Origin of the sequence: Streptomyces sp. NPDC048636 (assembly GCF_040650655.1) — a bacterium.
Lineage (GTDB): Bacteria > Actinomycetota > Actinomycetes > Streptomycetales > Streptomycetaceae > Streptomyces.
The window spans coordinates 90,685-107,361 of record NZ_JBEZHR010000013.1 but is presented as its reverse complement, the minus strand read 5'-3'; the positions used below and the strand labels follow the sequence as shown (position 1 = coordinate 107,361).

Annotated in this window: 14 protein-coding genes; 5 read left to right on the top strand and 9 right to left on the bottom strand. The window is 71.8% G+C overall.

Annotated features, from left to right (window positions below; translation table 11 throughout):
- Positions 1-4: 4 nt before the first annotated feature.
- Together AB0C66_RS28550 and AB0C66_RS28545 are read right to left on the bottom strand one after the other, a co-directional pair.
- On the bottom strand, positions 5-763 hold the full coding sequence (locus AB0C66_RS28550) for a class I SAM-dependent methyltransferase (RefSeq protein WP_362444642.1): 759 nt from the start codon (positions 761-763) through the stop codon (positions 5-7).
- Positions 764-773: 10 nt separating this feature from the next.
- Complete coding sequence (locus AB0C66_RS28545; protein ID WP_362444639.1) at positions 774-1,658, bottom strand: AAC(3) family N-acetyltransferase; 885 nt, start codon at positions 1,656-1,658, stop codon at positions 774-776.
- A gap of 310 nt (positions 1,659-1,968) precedes the next feature.
- On the opposite strand from AB0C66_RS28545, the gene AB0C66_RS28540 reads away from it, so the two are divergent.
- Entirely contained in the window at positions 1,969-2,433 is a 465-nt protein-coding gene (locus AB0C66_RS28540; RefSeq protein ID WP_362444636.1) for a lamin tail domain-containing protein, read from the top strand.
- A gap of 102 nt (positions 2,434-2,535) precedes the next feature.
- On the opposite strand, the gene AB0C66_RS28535 is transcribed toward AB0C66_RS28540, so the two are convergent.
- Positions 2,536-2,985 (bottom strand): DUF5959 family protein, encoded by a 450-nt coding sequence (locus AB0C66_RS28535; RefSeq protein ID WP_362444633.1) that lies wholly within the window; start codon positions 2,983-2,985, stop codon positions 2,536-2,538.
- A gap of 161 nt (positions 2,986-3,146) precedes the next feature.
- On the opposite strand from AB0C66_RS28535, the gene AB0C66_RS28530 reads away from it, so the two are divergent.
- Entirely contained in the window at positions 3,147-4,706 is a 1,560-nt protein-coding gene (locus tag AB0C66_RS28530) for an alkaline phosphatase family protein (RefSeq protein WP_362444630.1), read from the top strand.
- A gap of 53 nt (positions 4,707-4,759) precedes the next feature.
- Here AB0C66_RS28530 and AB0C66_RS28525 read toward each other — a convergent pair whose 3' ends face one another.
- Positions 4,760-6,673 carry a beta-N-acetylglucosaminidase domain-containing protein gene (locus AB0C66_RS28525; protein ID WP_362444923.1) on the bottom strand — a complete coding sequence of 638 codons (1,914 nt, stop codon included), beginning with the start codon at positions 6,671-6,673 and terminating at the stop codon, positions 4,760-4,762.
- A gap of 457 nt (positions 6,674-7,130) precedes the next feature.
- Here AB0C66_RS28525 and AB0C66_RS28520 point away from each other — a divergent pair, with 457 nt between their 5' ends.
- Positions 7,131-8,363 carry a cytochrome P450 gene (locus AB0C66_RS28520; protein WP_362444627.1) on the top strand — a complete coding sequence of 411 codons (1,233 nt, stop codon included), beginning with the start codon at positions 7,131-7,133 and terminating at the stop codon, positions 8,361-8,363.
- Between the two features lie 5 nt (positions 8,364-8,368).
- The gene (locus AB0C66_RS28515) at positions 8,369-8,611 is read left to right on the top strand and encodes a ferredoxin (RefSeq protein WP_362444920.1); all 243 of its coding nucleotides are present in this window, start codon (positions 8,369-8,371) and stop codon (positions 8,609-8,611) included.
- A 16-nt stretch (positions 8,612-8,627) separates the two neighbouring features.
- On the opposite strand, the gene AB0C66_RS28510 is transcribed toward AB0C66_RS28515, so the two are convergent.
- From AB0C66_RS28510 to AB0C66_RS28500, 3 genes are all read right to left on the bottom strand, one after another.
- Complete coding sequence (locus AB0C66_RS28510) at positions 8,628-9,731, bottom strand: branched-chain amino acid aminotransferase (RefSeq protein ID WP_362444624.1); 1,104 nt, start codon at positions 9,729-9,731, stop codon at positions 8,628-8,630.
- A gap of 67 nt (positions 9,732-9,798) precedes the next feature.
- Positions 9,799-10,938, bottom strand: a complete 1,140-nt coding sequence (locus AB0C66_RS28505) for an acyl-CoA dehydrogenase family protein (protein ID WP_362444622.1) — start codon at positions 10,936-10,938, stop codon at positions 9,799-9,801.
- Between the two features lie 28 nt (positions 10,939-10,966).
- Positions 10,967-14,470, bottom strand: coding sequence for an indolepyruvate ferredoxin oxidoreductase family protein (locus tag AB0C66_RS28500; RefSeq protein ID WP_362444619.1), 3,504 nt, complete (start codon positions 14,468-14,470; stop codon positions 10,967-10,969).
- Positions 14,471-14,636: 166 nt separating this feature from the next.
- Here AB0C66_RS28500 and AB0C66_RS28495 point away from each other — a divergent pair, with 166 nt between their 5' ends.
- Complete coding sequence (locus AB0C66_RS28495) at positions 14,637-15,077, top strand: Lrp/AsnC family transcriptional regulator (protein WP_362444616.1); 441 nt, start codon at positions 14,637-14,639, stop codon at positions 15,075-15,077.
- Between the two features lie 31 nt (positions 15,078-15,108).
- Here the strand turns inward: AB0C66_RS28495 and AB0C66_RS28490 are convergent, their stop codons facing one another.
- Both AB0C66_RS28490 and AB0C66_RS28485 read right to left on the bottom strand, forming a co-directional pair.
- Entirely contained in the window at positions 15,109-15,750 is a 642-nt protein-coding gene (locus AB0C66_RS28490; RefSeq protein ID WP_362444613.1) for a LysE family translocator, read from the bottom strand.
- A gap of 135 nt (positions 15,751-15,885) precedes the next feature.
- Positions 15,886-16,557, bottom strand: a complete 672-nt coding sequence (locus AB0C66_RS28485) for an enoyl-CoA hydratase-related protein (protein WP_362444610.1) — start codon at positions 16,555-16,557, stop codon at positions 15,886-15,888.
- Positions 16,558-16,677: the final 120 nt, after the last annotated feature.

The window sequence follows — 16,677 nt, the reverse complement described above, 5'->3', positions numbered from 1 at the left end:
CGCGTCAGCCCCGGACCACCAACAGGTCCACCTCGTAGGCCTCCTCCACCCTCTCGTCCGGGAAGACCTCCCGCAGCACTGCGCGCTCCTCGGCGAGGAACGCCTCGGTGCCGGCCTCGCCGAGGACGAGGAACGCCGAGTGGCTGCTGACGTTGGAAAGGTGCAGATCGAGGGAGACCGTACGGCTCCAGCGCACCTGGCGCCGTGCCACGCGCAGCCCTTCGAGCCCCGCGAGCCGGACGGCCCGGCGGTCGTCGGGGCGCGCCGCCGGGGGCGGTGTCACTCCGCAGTGGTGTGCGATGCGCTCGTTCTGCGCGGCGATCCACGGCACATCGGTCGCGGCGATGTTCCACCACAGCGCGAGCGCGCCATCCGGACGCAGCACACGCAGCGCTTCGGGAACGGAGCGGGCGGTGTCCGTCCAATGCCACGCCTGGGCATAGGTGATCAGGTCGAGGGAGCCATGTGCGAACGGCAGCGCGTTGCCATCGCCCCGGACGATCGGCACCCCGGGAAGGGCGGTGCGGAACTGGGCCGCCATACCGTCGCCGGGCTCGACTCCTATCACATCGGCGCCGCGCTCGCGCAGCAGAGCGGTGGCGATCCCGGTCCCCGCCCCGACGTCGGCGACCCGGGCCCCGGCGAGGGAACGTCCCATGAGTTCCTCGACGGTGCCGAAGAGGGCGGACGGATAGGAGGGACGGCTCGCGGCGTACTGGGCGGCGGCCCGGTTGAACGAATGTGCCCTTGATGCGGTGGTCATATCCCCATCCTCATCCCTCGACCGTGCGCCCGGGGCGGTGAACCGCCGTACTCTCCCGTGCGGTTGTGGAATCGGGGCCCGTCCCCGCGGACGGACCCCGCCGTGGGCGGTGTGCGGCCAGCCAGGTTTCGGCGTAGCCGACGGCGTCGGCCAGGGCGAACAGCCGCGCTTCCGCCGCGCCCACCCGGCCGCGTAGCACCGGGCGTTCCCTCGCGAAGTCCGCGCCCAGCTCCTCGAACCGCTCCTCGCTGATGGAGGTGTCGCGCACGGTCCGCCAGCGGCGGCCACGCGGGGTGATGACGGCGAAGGAGTTGTCGACGACCGGTGCGGGAATCCGGTATTCGGCGAGGTGGAAGGCAGTGCAGGAGCCGAAGCCCGCGCCCAGCAACAGGATCCGTGCCGCCGCCTCCTCCAGCCGGGCCAGCGGGCTGCGTTCACCCAGCCGGCAGTCCAGGGCATGGCCGTCCACGATCGCTCGGGCATCTGCCCCGACGGCCGCGAAGGAGGTCTGTGGATGGGCGCTGCGCAGGGCGCCGGGCCAGGTGCGCAGCGTCTCGGGGATCCGGCCGACACCACGGGTGGGTGTGGTGCGCGGGTCATAGCCGGGCATCGCGGCACGGATCTCGGCCCACCAGGTCTCGGGCACCGGTGGAGCGCACCAGCCGGCCGGGTCCGAGTTGTCGCCGGAGTGCGTCGGCACCACGAGCGTTCCCTGCGTGCCGAGGACATCCAGCAACGCCTGAACGACGGTGCCCGCGCCACCGCAGACCCAGCCGAGTGCGCTGAGGGAGGAGTGGACCAGGAGGGTCTCCCCCGGACGCAGACCGAGCTCCCGCAGCTCGGCGGCGAGTGAACCGCGGGTGCAGAGCGGACCGGTGAGCGGTGTCGTCGACATAGGAGGGAGTGTGCGGGGTCCACCGCGATGCGCACCACTGGATTTGGACGGCCCGCCTCGGCGGCCTGAGCCGGACCGGCCGGGCTGCCGGGCTGCCGGGCTGCCGGGCTGCCGGGCTGCCGGGCTGTCCAGCACACCGTCGTAAAGTCCGTCCTTGCTATAGCAAGGCAAAATTTGTCCGTATTGTGTAACACGCGGTGTTTCGTGGTGTCTCCGTGGCAGGCGGGGCGGCACAGTGATCTCCCCGGCCACCGCCGGGACCCGATCAACGGGACGGCACACAGCCGTCCCCGCACACCTAGGGGTCACCATGACTCGACTCACCCGCCTCGCCGCCGGCAGCCTCGCCGCCACCGCCCTGCTCGGCGCCGCCGCACTCCCGGCCGACGCCCACCCCATGAAGCACCACGCACGCGTGGTGATCGGGGACGTCCAGTACAACAGCCCGGGTAGCGACGACTACTCGCGCCGGAGCCTCCGCGCGGAGTGGGTCACCATCACCAACAACAGCCGCCAGCGCGTCGACCTCAGCGGCTGGACCCTCTCCGACACCGCCCGCCACGTCTACCGCTTCGAGGACCTGACGCTGCGCGGCAACGAGTCCGTGCGGGTCCGCACCGGCCGCGGCGACGACACCATGCGCGACGTCTACCAGAACTCACGCACCTACATCTGGAACAACGACGGGGACACCGCGATCCTGCGCAACGACCGCGGCCGTGTCGTGGACGCCAAGTCCTGGGGACGCCAGGGCCACTGGCACCACAACCGCTGAGCCCTGCGGAGCCGACCAGCACCCACGGCGGCCCCGGTGCGCCGCGTCCGAGGACGCGGCGCACCGGGGCCGTCCCCACGCTTCCCCCGACCCGGCGTGGCGTCAGGGACCCGACATGCCCCACCCGGCCATCAGCGCCCGCAGCCGCCCGCGATGGGCGACGATCCAGTCGTCCGGAAGGTCCACCGGCACCCTGACGGTGACCATCGAGACCAGGTCGTCCACCACGATGACCTCGGGGCAACCCCGCTCCCCCACCAGCCGGACGGAGAGGGACGGCCCCCGCTCCACCCCCATCCATGTGATGTCGTGACCCGCTTCGAGCCGGTCGAGCGCGCGGCCCCACGCTTCCAGCCGCGATCGCCACAGGGAGAGCTCGAGTCGGCCACGCACGAACGGGGTGTCGAGGACAAGCTCGGCGGCCAGGCCGTTCCGCACGGCGGGGTGGCGCCCCAGAACGCTGACGCTGACGCGATTGCCCTCGGCGTCGGCAAGCCGAACGAGCTCCACGGCCGGGCCGGGCCCCTCGGCACCCTCGATCTCCGTTCCCATGGGACGCGACTGTAGGTCACCGCCCGGGAACGGGCCGCGTTTGAGGGATATTTGCTCTGGTCATCCACGGCTCCGGGGCCTAGTCCTGGTGGGTCGACAACGGGACCCCACGGTGCGTCAGCGCCGCGGGGTCCCGCCCCCACACCTTCGGAGACCACCACGTGATTCTGAAAACCCGCGACCGGATCGCCCTCGCGACCGCCGTCGTGGCCGCCACCGTGCTTCCGCTGTCCGGCGCCGTCCACGCCACGGCGGCCGGCGGGACGTCAGCCGACACCGCCGCCTACCAGGGCCTCCCTCATGGGAGCAAGAAGACCAAGACGCTGGTCATCGGCGTGGACGGCGCCACCTACGACGTCCTGGCCAAGACCCCGATGCCCCGGCTCAAGGCGCTGATGGCGCAGGGGATGACGGCCACCAGCAACCTCTACGCCGACCCGTTCGCGCCCACCCTCTCGGCACCCGGCTGGGCCTCCGTCGCCACCGGGGTGTGGCCGGACAAGCACGAGGTGACGAGCAATTTCTTCTGGGACACGAACTTCGAGGAATACCCCGACTACGCCACCCGGCTGGAGACCGCCGACCCCGCCATCTCCACCCTGACGGTGGGCACCTGGGAGCCCATCACCGACGAGATCTTCGGCGAGAAGACCGATCGACGCATCGAGGGCGAGGACGACACCGACACCACGCGGACCGCCGCCGACTACCTGGCCCACGGCGACCCGGACTCCACCTTCGTCCACCTCAACGACGTCGACGAAGCGGGACACTCCTCCGGCACCGCCAGCCGCGACTACACCGACGCCCTCACCACGACGGACCAGCGGATCGGACAGCTGCTCGACGCCGTCGCCGCCCGGCCGGGCCGCGCCTTGGAGGACTGGCTCATCGTGGTCACCGCCGACCACGGACACACCGCGGACGGCGGACACGGCGACGACAGCCCCGCGGAGCGCAAGACCTTCGTCATCGCCAAGGGAGCCGGGATGCGCCCCGGTTCACAGCGCAACGACATCAAGCTCACCGACATCGCGCCCACGGTCCTCGCCCATGAGGGCGTCGCCACCGATCCGGCTTGGGGGCTGGACGGCGCCGCCATCCCCACCGTGGCCCCCGATGACTTCGACACCGTACGCGGCGCGCTGCGCACCCGGGCCGACGAGACCGAACCCGGAGCGGACGTCAAGGGCTGGACCACCACCCCGCCCCGCGGCTGGACGATCGACAACTCCCGGATGCCCGCGGGAGGTGTCACCGAATGGCGCGGCTGGTCCTTCGCCACCGACGAGTTCTGGACCAATACCGACCTCGGCCAGGGCCGTGAGGCCAACGTACGCGCCCGCGACGTGTTCGCCGTGGCCGACTCCGACGAATGGGACGACAAGCCCCACGATGACGGCCGGTTCGACTCGACCCTGGTCAGCCCGGCCTACCCGCTCCGCGGATCCGGCGCCGTGACCGTCTCCTATGCCAACCACTACCAGATCGACGGGCCGCAGACCGGGGACGTCTACGCGGTGTGGGACGGCGGCGAGCCGGTGCGCGTCAGGAGCTACCGCTCCGACACCAACGCCGTCGAGCACCTGAGGCTCACCCCGCCCCCGGGCGCCCGGTCGCTCCAGCTGCGGTTCCGCTACACCGGCGACAACAGCGCCTTCTGGACGGTCGACCGGGTCGCGGTGCGGCAGCCCGCCCCCGCCCAGCCGTCCTCGCACTGACCGGTACGGCGGGGTCCGGGGCCATCCGCCCCGGACCCCGCCGCCGACCGCGACTAGTCGACGCGGGCGGCGGCCCGGGTCAGGAAGGTGTCCAGCACCCCGTCGCCCACCTTGGGCCGCACCTCACCCCAGGTGTTGCGCGCGGGCACGGTGCGCACCGCCTCGGCCCGGGTCCGGAGGGCGCGGGCGTCCGCGACCAGTTGACGGGCCCGGTCCTTGTCGCCGTGGTGCCAGGCGCCGAGCGCGTCGGCCGACTTCACGGCCGCCGCGCCCCACAGTTCGGTGGCGTCCAGCCAGGCGGCGGCGTCCGTGGTGAAGCCCTTCCGCACCGCGCCGCCGCGGATGGTGCCCGGTGCCTCCCGGATGCTCCGCAGATACGTCCGCAGCTCCCGGAGCGCCTTGTCACGGTCACCGTCGTCACGGTCCCAGGCGGTCCAGAACGCGGCGATCCGGCCGGTCAGGACCGGGGCCTGGCTCTGCCAGGGGGTGTCCCCGAAGGTGGGGGCCAGATGCTCGAGGTCGCCGAAGACCAGCAGGGCGTCGGTGGCGCGGCGGTCGCCACCGGCCAGATAGGACATGGCGCGCCGCCCGTTCGTCCCGGCGCGGTAGCCGCGGTCGTTCCAGGCGAAGTCGGCGGCGCCGAACACCGCGACCTCGCTGGCGTAGGGCTGGTTCATCGGGTTGGCCACCAGCCCGCTCAGATGCTCGGACAGACCGGCCTCACGCTTGTCGTACGGGGCGAGCAGCAGTCGGCCGCTGGTGTTGCCGTAGTCGTTGACCGGATAGTTGTCCCAGACGAACACCTTGCGCCCGAAGAGCTCGGAGGCCGCGTCGGCCTGGGCGTTGGTGATGCTGGGCGGGACGACGTCCGTGCCCGTCCACATCACCTCGACCGCCGGGTCGAGTGAGCCGCGGAGCTTCTGCTTGTACGCGGTGTCGGTCAGATCTCCGTACTCGGTGGGCACCATCTGGAGTGGCCGGGCGCCCTCATGGGTGGCGATGAAGTCCTTCTGGATGTCATTGAGCAGATCGACCTGGGCGGTGGCCGCCGCGGCCCGTCCGGGGTCGCCGTAGGCCGTGCGGTCGCCGTCGCAGTTCCACTTGGTGTAGCTGATGTCGTCCAGCGGGATGGAGAAGGCCCGGGTGCCCTGGTCGTACAGGGCCTGGAGCTTGGCCTTCAGCGCGCGGCGGTCGGCGGGGTCGGAGTAGCAGATGGACTCGCCGGGCGAGACCGCGAAGGTGAAGCGGACGTGGTTGGCGGTCGCGCGGCGGACGAGCTCACCCAGTTCCGCGAGCTTGTCGGCCGGGTAGGGGTCTCGCCACTTTCCGCGGTGGTAGGGGTCGTCCTTGGGCGCGTAGATATAGGTGTTGGCCTTCACATCGCCGTAGAAGTCCATCTGGTCCAGGCGTTCCTGATGGGTCCACGGCTGACCGTAGAAGCCCTCGATCGTGCCGCGCAGGGCCATCGAGGGGTGGTCGCTGACGCGGACGCCGTACACCGCCCAGCGGTGGCCGCCGGTGGCACGGAAGAGCTGGCGCAGGGTCTGGACGGCGTAGAACTGCCCGGCGGTGTCATGGCCGCCGAGCGCCACCACGGAGGGCGCGCGGCGGTGGCGGTCGACACGGAGTGCGTAGCCCTCCGCACGCCGGGGAGCGGAGGTGTCGCCCAGCGCCTCGGCGATGTCCGGCCGGGAGGCGGGGCCGAGCAGCACGGTGAGATCGCGTCCGGAGGCCGGGGCCCGGCCGTCCGGGCCGGTGATCTCGACCCGGTCCGCGCCGTGGGCCTTGAGGAGTGCGATGAGCCGGTCCTTGGCCGCGGTGTCCGTGTCCCGATCGGCGACCAGGACGACCCGGCGCGGTACGGGGACGTCGGCTCCGCCGCGGACGAGGGACTGAGGGGTGGGCGTCACGACGGGCAGCGCCGCGGCGGCGGGCCGGGACGGGGCGGACGGCGGCGGGGCGCTCAGCCCGGTGACGGCGATGGTGGCGAAGGCGGCGAGCGGGGCGCCGAGCCCGATCAGGCGTCTTCTCACGGGATCTCCAATGCTCACGCTGGGAGGGTCCGGCAGGGGCCGTACGAGGCCGGGGCCGGGGCGATGGCGGGGCGATGGCAGGGCGGGACAGGGCGGGACACACAGAACCCCCAGTGGTCTAAACCACTGGACTGCCTCGAGAGTGTTACAGCAGCCGGAAGGCCGGTCAACGGCGAAGGCCGGACGAGTTTTCCAAGTACTTTGCGTTACCAGCCGGTTGGCCTCCGCCCACCCCGGCCCCCGGACACCCGCGCCGCGCCACCACACTCCCTGCGCCGCTTGGCACACTATTTTACCTTGGCGCAGCTCGGAACGGGTATCGGAAGCGGTGCCCGGAGACCCGCACTACGCTCGAAAGGGAAGATCCGGTCGCCCGGAGGGAGGCACTCCCGTGTCGGTCACCTCGTCCAGATCGTCTCCGGTCTCCCTGCCCCGGGATCGCGGCTGCCCGTTCGATCCCCCCGAGGGGTACGCGGGTCTGCGCGAGGAGGGCGGGCCCAGCAGACTGGCCTTCCCCGACGGCAAGGTCGGCTGGCTGTTCACCCGTTACGAGGACGTCCACGTCCTGCTCGCGGACGACCGGTTCAGCGCGGACCGCCGACGGGCCTCCTCCCCCGTCCGTGCGCTCCCCCTCCCCGAGGACGACTCCCGGCGGGCGGGCTCGTTCATCGGCATGGATCCGCCCGAGCACACCCGCTACCGTCGGCTGCTCGCCCGGTGGTTCACGGTCCGGCGGATGCGCGGCCTGCTGCCGGACATCGAGGAGATCGTCACCAGTCGGCTGGACGCGATGGAGCGCACCGGGCCGCCCACCGATCTGGTGGCGGCGTTCGCCCGCCCGATCCCCTCACTGGTGATCTGCCAGCTGCTGGGGGTGCCGTACGAGGACCGGGCCGACTTCCAGCGGTGGACGTTCACCCTGTTCGGAATCGACCGGGAGGAGGCGGAACTCCTCGCCGCCCGGGACGCGCTGTGGGAGTACATGCGGGATCTGGTGGCGGTCAAAAGGCGGCAGCCGGACGACGGGCTGCTGTCCGGGCTGGCGCACGGCGCGGACTCCGCCGCCGACGGGCACGGCCCGCTGACCGACGCCGAACTGACCGGTGTGGGCCTGCTGCTGCTCGTCGCGGGACATGAGACCACGGCGAACATGCTGGGCCTCGGCACCTACGCCCTGCTGAGCCACCCCGCACAGGCCGCGCTGGTACGCGAGCGGCCGGAGCTCGCCGACCACGCGGTCGAGGAGCTGCTGCGGTACCTGACCATCGCCCAGTTCGGCACCATCCGGATCGCCCGGGAGGATGTCGAGATCGCCGGGGTGCGGGTGCGCGCCGGTGAGACGGTGGTCGCGTCGCTCGCCGCGGCCAACCGCGACCCCGCGCCCTTCCCCGTCCCCGACGACCTGGACGTCACCCGGGACGCCGGGCAGCATCTGGCCTTCGGCCATGGGATCCACCAGTGTCTGGGCCAGCACCTGGCCCGGATGGAGATGACAACGGCGTTTCCGGCCCTGCTCCGGCGCTTCCCCACGCTGCGTCTCGCGGTACCGCCCGACCAGGTGCCGCTGCGGGACGACATGCTCGTCTACGGGGTGCACCGGCTCCCGGTCGATTGGGAGCCGTGAGCGCGATGCGTGTCCGGGTGGACCGCGACCGCTGCCGCGGGGCCGGTCGGTGCGCCCTGTCCGCACCGGAGCTGTTCGACCAGTCCGAGGACGACGGTCTGGTCGTGCTGGCCGACGAACGGCCGCCGCCCGCCCTCCATGACAAGGCCCGCCTCGCCGAACGGCTCTGCCCGAACGGTGTGATCACCACGGTTGACGACGCCGAGGACGCCGCGGAGGACGCCGACGAGCTGGGCACCGGGCGGTGACCGGTGCCCCGCCCGGTCAGGCGCAGGGGCGCAGCCAGCCGTGCGGATCGGCGTCCGCGCCGGTCTGCCGCCGCAGCAGCGCCTCGCGCAGCCGCATGGCGACCGGACCGGGCCGTCCGTCGGCGATGGTCCATGAGGTGTCCGCGGTCTTCGCCTGGCCGACCGGGGTGATGACGGCCGCGGTGCCACAGGCGAAGACCTCGCTGATGGTGCCGTCGGCGCAGCCGGTCCGCCAGTCCTCGACGCTGATCCGTGTCTCGCGGGTGGCGTAGCCCAGTTCCTCGGCGAGGGTCAGCAGTGAGTCACGGGTGACACCGGCCAGCAGGGTGTCGGTCAGCCGCGGTGTGACGATGGTGGCGTCCTGGCCGGTCCCGTACACGAAGCACAGGTTCATCACCCCCACCTCCTCGATCCACCGGCGCTCCAGCGCGTCGAGCCAGACCACCTGGTCGCAGCCCTGCTCTGCCGCCTCGGCCTGGGCGATGAGCGAAGCGGCGTAGTTCCCGGCGCATTTGGCGGCGCCGGTGCCACCGGGAGCGGCGCGTACGTACTGCTGGGACACCCACACCGACACGGGCTCGACCCCGCCGGGGAAGTAGGCACCGGCGGGGGTGGCGATGACCGCGAAGAGATAACTGGCGGCGGGCCGGACGCCCAGGGAGTTCTCCGAGGCGATCATGAACGGCCGCAGGTACAGGGTGTGTTCGGGCTCCTGGGGAACCCACCCCGCGTCCTCGCGGACCAGAAGTTCACAGGCTTCGACGAAGGTCTCCACCGGCAGTTCGGGCATGGCCAGCCGACGGGCGCTGAGCTGGAAGCGGCGGGCGTTGGACTCCGGGCGGAACAGGGCCGTGGTCTTGTCCGGCTGGGCGTACGCCTTGAGCCCTTCGAAGATGGCCTGCCCGTAGTGCAGGGTCATGTTCGAGGGATCCATGGGGATCGGTGCGTACGGTTCCAGCCGCGCGTTGTGCCAGCCGCGGTCGGCGGTCCAGGCGATGGTCACCATGTGGTCGGTGAAGTGGCGGCCGAAACCGGGCGCGGCCAGGATGGCGTCCCGCTCCGGGGCGGGCCGGGGCGAGGGGTGGGGGTGCCGCTCGAAGGTGAGGTGAGAGGGTGTCACGCCGCGTCCTCGTAAGCGCTCGGGCCTGTGGTCAGGCGGGGTGGGGAGTGGGGCACGGTCGGTGGGTTCAGCGGGCGAGGTGGCGGCTGATGACCAGCCGCTGGATCTGGTTGGTCCCCTCGAAGATCTGCATGATCTTCGCCTCGCGCATGAAGCGCTCGACGGGGTAGTCACGGGTGTAGCCGTAGCCGCCGAAGACCTGGACCGCGTCGGTGGTCACCTTCATCGCGGCGTCGGTGGCGATGAGTTTGGCCACACTGGCCTGGCGGCCGTACGGACGTCCCCGGTCGCGGCGGCGGGCGGCGTCGAGGTAGGCGGCGCGTGCGGAGTCGACGGCCGCGGCCATGTCGGCCAGCAGGAAGCCGAGCCCCTGATGGTCGATGATCTTGCGGCCGAAGGTGGTGCGTTCATGGGCGTAGTCGACCGCCGCGTCCAGGGCGGCCTGGGCCAGACCGGTGGCGCACGCGGCGATGCCCAGACGGCCGGAGTCCAGCGCGCTCAGCGCGATATGCAGTCCCTGGCCCTCGTCGCCGATGAGCCGCTCGGGCCCGAGGAGGGCGCCGTCCCAGAAGGCGGCGGTGGTGGGGATGGCGTGCAGCCCCATCTTCTCCTCGGGGCGGCCGAAGGTGAGGCCGTCGCTCTGTCCGGGGGCGAAGAAGCAGGAGATGCCGTCGCTGCCGGGGCCGGTGCGGGCGAAGAGGGTGTAGAAGTCGGCCTTGCCGCCGTGGGTGATCCACGCCTTGGCGCCATGGATCCGGTATCCGTCCGGGTCCTTGTCGGCGCGGCAGGTCAGGGCCGCCGCATCGGATCCGGCCTGCGGTTCGGAGAGGCTGTAGCCGCCGACGAGACGGCCCGCCAGCACATCTTCCGCCCAGGTGGCGCGCTGTGCGTCGGTGCCGAAGGTGAGCAGCGGGAAGGAGGCGAGGGTGTGGACGCTGACGGCGACGGCCACGGCCGCCCAGCGCGCGGCAAGCTCCTCCAGCACCTGGAGGTAGACCTCGTAGGGCTGGTCGCCTCCGCCGTATCCCTCCGGGCAGGGCAGGCTGAGCAGTCCGGCCTCGCCGAGCAGCCGGAACAGCCCCTCGGGGTAGCGTTCGGCGCGTTCGTGTTCCTCGACGCGCGGGGCGAGCTCCTTGTCGGCGATGTCCCGGACGAGGTCGATCAGATCCTCGGCTTCCCCGGTGGGCAGCAGACGGTCGACGGGCATGGCGGCTCCTGGGGCTGGGGCTGGCGGATCAGGCGGAAACGGCCGTGGGGGCGGTCAGTTCGGCGAGGGCGCCGCGGGCGCGGTCGCGGAACTCCGCGATACGGGCCAGCTTGATGTCCTCGTAGCCACGGATGCCCTCGGCGAGCCGCACCAACTCCTCGACGCCGTCGGTGTTGTCCGGGGTCAGATGGGTCAGGGCGGTCCGGACCAGGTTCCGGTACTCCTCGATCAGGGCGCGCTCCTCGCGGCGGAGCCGTGCGTAGCCGAAGAGGTCCAGCCGGGTGCCGCGCACCCGCCGCAGGGCGTACAGGGTGCGGAAGACGGCGGGGGCGGAGCGCCGCAGCCGCAGCTTGCGCTTCATGCCCATGGCGCGCAGGAGGGGCGGGTGCAGCATGACGGAGACCGAGGCCCCGGGGCCGAACTCCTCGGTGACCTTGGCGCGTTCGACGGTGTCCAGATGGAGCCTTGCCACGTCGTACTCGTCCTTGTAGGCCATGAGCTTGTGCAGGCCCTGGGCGTAGGCCAGCGCGATGCGCTCGCCGTTCTCCTCGCCCGCCCGCTCCCGGGCGGTGGCGGCCACCTGCCGCACCTCGTCGGTGTACTGCCGGGCGTACGCCTCGTCCTGATAGGCCATCAGGTCGGTGCCGCGCAGCGCCACCGCCTCCTGGAGCCGTTCGCCCGCGCCGACGGCGGTGGCGAGGGTGCGCGCCACCGGGGTGATGTGCACGACGGGCCGCTCGGGGGCGGCGGTGGCGCGGCGTACGGCCTCGGGGTCGATGACGGCGGCGCGTCCCCATGCGAAGGCCGCCAGGTTGGTGTCCACGGCGGCGCCGTTGAGCCGGATGGCGTCCTCGATGGCGCGCGCCGAGAGCGGCAGACAGCCGCTCTGGAAGGCGGCTCCGATGAGCAGGGTGTTGGTCGGCATATGGTCCCCGAAGACCGCTTCGGCCAGGCCCTGGGCGTCGAGGTGGACATTGGCCTCGGGACGGGTCGCGGCGGCGATGCGCTCGAGCGAGTCGTCCGGGGAGCCGGGCAGGACGACCCGGTTGGTCACCATGGCGGCGGTGGGCACGATGGCGGTGTTGACGATCGCGATGGTGTGTCCGGGGCGGGCGACCCGAAGGTTGCCGTCGGCGGCGGCGCCGAGCAGGTCGAAGCCGAGCAGGACATCGGCTGTGGCGCGGGAGGCGCGCACCGCGCCGGTCACCGGTGACGTGGAGATCCGTACGTCGCTGACGACGGGGCCGCCCTTCTGGGCCAGTCCGGTCTGGTCGAGCCCCGCGGCGTAGCGGCCGTCGAGGTGGGCGGCCATCTGGAGGATCTGGGAGACGGTCACCACGCCGGTGCCGCCGATACCCGGCATCCGCACCAGGGTGCTGTCCCCGGTGACCGCGGGGACGGGGTCGGTCAGCTCCACCGGCAGCGGTGGGACGGCGCGCCGCCGCTCGGCGGCCGTCTCCTTGGCCCCGGCCCTGGGCTCGACCAGGAGGAAGGACGGGCAGTCGCCCTTGAGGCAGCTGAAGTCGGAGTTGCAGGACGGCTGGTGGATACGGGTCTTGCGGCCGAACTCGGTCTCGACGGGGTGCACCGACAGACAGGTGGACACATCGCCGCAGTCCCCGCAGCCCTCGCAGACCCGTTCGTTGATGACCACCTTCTCGGCCGGGGTGGGCAGTTGACCACGCTTGCGCAGTCGGCGTTCCTCGGCTGCGCACCGGTCGTCGTGGATGAGGACGGTGACGCCCTCGGTGGCGGCGAGGGCCTTCTCGGCCTCGGCCAGGTCGTCGCGGTGGCGGACGGTGGCGATCGGGTCCAGCCGGATGCCGCGGTAGTCCTCGGGCTGTGCGGTGGTCACGACGACCTTGCGCACCCCTTCGAGGGCGAGCCAGCGGGTGAGGGCGGGTACGTCCAGGCGGCCTTCGGCGCGCTGGCCTCCGGTCATCGCCACGGCGTCGTTGTACAGCAGCTTGTAGGTCATGGTGACGCCCGCCGCCACCGCGGCCCGGACGGCGAGCGATCCGGAGTGGTGGAAGGTGCCGTCGCCGAGGTTCTGCACGAAGTGGCGGTCGTCGGTGAACGGGGCGAGACCGATCCACTGGGCGCCCTCGCCGCCCATCTGGGTCAGCCCGATCTGGTGGCCACGGCCCGCGCCGTCGAGGGCGATCATCACATGGCAGCCGATGCCCACGCCGACGAGGGTGTCGCTGTCGGTGCGGGTCGAGGCGGAGTGCGGACACCCGGAGCAGAAGTACGGGGTGCGGTCCGCGACGGTCGGCAGGGCGATTCGGGCGGGGGCCTTCGGCACGAGGGAGGTCAGATGGGCGGTGGCGGTGTGCGGCAGCCGCTCCGTACCGATGCGGTCGGCCAGGGCCTGTGCGATGTGTTCGGCCTCCAGGGTGCCGCGCGCGGTGAGCAGCGGGCGGCCGTCCTCGCGGTGGCGGCCGACCACGATCGGGGCGTCCTTGGTGCCGTAGAGGGCTTCCTTGAGGTGTCCTTCGAGGAAGGGCACCTTGTCCTCGACGACGAGGACCTCGTCGAGGTCGCCGGTCATGGCGACGAGGTCCTCGGCGTACAGCGGGTACGGCATCGCCAGCCGGATCAGCCGGAGTCCGAGCGTCTCCATGGCGGCTTCGTCGATGCCGAGGTCGGCCAGGGCGCGCTGGACCACGGCGTAGGAGGTGCCGGAGGCCACCACGCCGAGGGTGGCGCGCGAAGCGCTGAAGGTGATCCGGTTCAGCCCGGCGTCACGGGCGTAGGCGCGGGCGAGGTCGAGGCGGCGGGTGAGCATGTCGTGCTCGGCGTCCAGGGACGCGGGGCCGACGAGGGTGGGGAGGGTGCCGCGGGTGGTCCGGCGCGGGGCGGGGAGGTCCGGGACGACCCCGTCCAGGTCGACGGTGGCCGAGGCGTCGGCGATATCGGCGACGATCTTCAGCCCGGTCCACAGCCCGGTGGCGCGGGACAGGGCCACGGCGTGCAGCCCGAACTCGATGATCTCGGCGATGGAGCCGGGGGCGAGCAGCGGCATCGCCAGGCTCTGGCACATCGGCTCGCAGGAGCTGGGCACGGTGGACGACTTGCTGGCCGGGTCGTCGCCGATCCAGGCCACGGCGCCGCCGAGCGGGGCCGTACCGGCCAGCGTGGCGTGCCGGATGGCGTCGGCCGCCCGGTCCAGACCGGGGTTCTTGCCGTACCAGAATCCGGTGACGCCGTCGTGACGGCTGCCGGGGACCTGGTCCAGCAGCTGGGTGCCCGCCACCGCCGTCGCGGCCAGTTCCTCGTTCAGACCGGCCTGGAACACCACACCGGCGGGGTCGAGGAAGCGGTGGGCGCGGCCCATCTCCAGGTCGACGCCACCGAGTGGCGAACCCTGGTAGCCGCTGACGAACGCGCGGGTGTTCAGTCCGCGCTCCTCATCGAGGCGGCGCTGTTCCAGGGTCAGCCGGACCAGTGCCTGGATGCCCGAGATCAGCACCCGTCCGCCGCGGGCCGTGTACTTGTCGTGCAGTGATACCGCGGCAGGTTCGGTGCTCACTCGAGCCTCCTCGTCGTCGTGGGGTTCGAGCGTTCAGGACAGCAACACCTGGCCTAAAGGCACAAGTAAGTTGCGAGAGATTGGTTCGGAGACGCAAAGGATTCCTCGATATGGACCTGCCGAGTAAAATTAATTGCATCTGACAGGGCCCGGGGAGGGTGTACCGATGACCGAGATTGACCAGGTGGACCGCCAACTGCTGCGCATGCTCCGGGAGGACGGCCGCCGTACGTTCTCCGAAATGGCCCCCGAGGTGGGGCTGTCGGTGGCCGCGGTCAAGCGCCGGGTGGACCGGCTGCGGGAGAGCGGGGTGATCACCGGGTTCACTGTGCAGATCGACCACACCAAGCTGGGCTGGGGCATCGAGGCGTTCGTGGAGCTGTCGTACACCGGCACCACCCCGGTCGGGGAGATCGTCCGCACCGCGTACGAGGTGCCCGAGGTGCAGGCGGTGTTCACCATCGCCGGTGACCCGGACGCGCTGGTGCATGTGCGCGTCCGGGACATCGAGCACCTTCAGCAGATCATCGACGGGCTGCGCCGGGCCGGGCAGGTCACCGGCACCAAGACGCTGATGGTGCTGGGCTCCTGGACGCGCAACGCCTGACCCGGCGGGCGCCTCGACGGGGCGACGGGGCTCAGTCCGGGCGTCCGGTGGCCGCCACCGTCATACCGAGGCCGACCATCGCGAAGCCACCCGCTCCCCCGATCATCGACAGACGGCGCTCGGAGCGGCCGAACCAGCTGCGGGCGGCCGAGGCACCCAGCCCCCAGAGGGTGTCGGTGACCATGCCGATACAGATCGGCACCAGGCCGAGGATCATCATCTGGGCGGGCAGCCCACCGGCCGCGTGGTCGACGAACTGCGGGAGGGTGGCGGCGAAGAAGACAAGGCCCTTGGGGTTGGTGAGGCCCACCATGAAGCCGTCGGCGATCGTGCGCAGATCACCGCGGGCGGGCCGCGCGGACGCGTCGGCGGTGACCAGCTTCATGTCCTTGCGGTGCCGGAACGCCTGCACCCCGAGGTAGATCAGATAGGCCGCGCCCGCCAGCTTCACGGCCAGGAAGACCGCCGCGGACCGTTCGACCAGCGAACCGAGGCCGAACGCGACGGCGACGACCAGGACGTAGGAGCCGAGCACATTCCCCAGGACGGTCGCCAGGACCACGCGGCGGCCATGGGCCAGCGCCCTGCCGATCATGAAGAGCACACTGGGCCCCGGGATCACGATCACCAGCAGCGACATCGCCGCGAACTCGAGCAACCGGTCGGTCACCATATCGGCTCCTCACCTCCACTCCGTGGAACGCGCCACGTGTCCCGCGCGCGGTCTTCAGCGCGTGACGCCTCCTGGGTGAAGGATCATACCGGTGGCGGCCGGGAGCGAGCGGTCCTCCCAGCCCTGCCGCCCGCGTCAGCCGAGCGGGATGTCCCGCTGCCGCAGCGCCTCGACGGCCGGGCCGTACATCCGGGCCTTGATCTGGCCGAGGGTGGGTCCGGCCTTGGCGGCGAGGGGGCGCGCGATCTCGATGGCGGCCTCGCGGACGCCGTCCGCGTCCGCCGTGCGGTCGGCGATGGCGGCGGCCAGCGCGTCATGGCCACCGTAGCGGCGGCCGGTGGTCATGGCCTCGTGGGCCACCTGGGGAGTCAGCCGGGCCTGGATGAGCGCCGCCATGCCGTCGGTGAAGGGCATGTTGATGTCGACCTCCGGCAGACACCACCAGCCGCGGTCGCCGCGCATCACCCGGAAGTCATGGGCCAGCGAGAGCATGGCCCCGGCCGCGAAGGTGTGTCCTTGCAGGGCGGCCACGGTGACCACCGGCAGGGTGAGGGTCCGCGCCAGGAGTTCCTGGGCGCCGCCGAGGTAGTCGCCCGTCTGATCGGAGTGGGCCAACAGCCATTCCAGATCCAGGCCGTTGGAGAAGAACTTGCCGGTGGCGGCGGTCACCAGGGCCCGCGGCCCCTCCGCCTTCTCCACCTCGTCCAGCAGCGCGCCGACCGAGGTGAGCCAGTCGGGGTGGAAGCGGTTCTCGGTGTCCCCGAGGTCGAGGACGAACACCTCGTCGTGGCGCTCCAGCGTGGGCATGGCGGCTCCTTCGGGCATACGGCGAACAGGTCCAACAGGACAGGGAAGGACGGGCGGGAGTGGCGGCGGGGCGACCCTACTCGCCGGTAACTATACGCGCCGGCACCGCCCAGGGAAGAG

What these genes read in the sequence shown, in the direction of transcription:
- AB0C66_RS28550 (WP_362444642.1), bottom strand. Translation starts at nt 763, where the DNA reads ATGACCACCGCATCAAGGGCACATTCGTTCAACCGGGCCGCCGCCCAG.
- AB0C66_RS28545 (WP_362444639.1), bottom strand. Translation starts at nt 1,658, where the DNA reads ATGTCGACGACACCGCTCACCGGTCCGCTCTGCACCCGCGGTTCACTC.
- AB0C66_RS28540 (WP_362444636.1), top strand. Translation starts at nt 1,969, where the DNA reads ATGACTCGACTCACCCGCCTCGCCGCCGGCAGCCTCGCCGCCACCGCC.
- AB0C66_RS28535 (WP_362444633.1), bottom strand. Translation starts at nt 2,985, where the DNA reads ATGGGAACGGAGATCGAGGGTGCCGAGGGGCCCGGCCCGGCCGTGGAG.
- AB0C66_RS28515 (WP_362444920.1), top strand. Translation starts at nt 8,369, where the DNA reads ATGCGTGTCCGGGTGGACCGCGACCGCTGCCGCGGGGCCGGTCGGTGC.
- AB0C66_RS28505 (WP_362444622.1), bottom strand. Translation starts at nt 10,938, where the DNA reads ATGCCCGTCGACCGTCTGCTGCCCACCGGGGAAGCCGAGGATCTGATC.
- AB0C66_RS28495 (WP_362444616.1), top strand. Translation starts at nt 14,637, where the DNA reads ATGACCGAGATTGACCAGGTGGACCGCCAACTGCTGCGCATGCTCCGG.
- AB0C66_RS28490 (WP_362444613.1), bottom strand. Translation starts at nt 15,750, where the DNA reads ATGGTGACCGACCGGTTGCTCGAGTTCGCGGCGATGTCGCTGCTGGTG.
- AB0C66_RS28485 (WP_362444610.1), bottom strand. Translation starts at nt 16,557, where the DNA reads ATGCCCACGCTGGAGCGCCACGACGAGGTGTTCGTCCTCGACCTCGGG.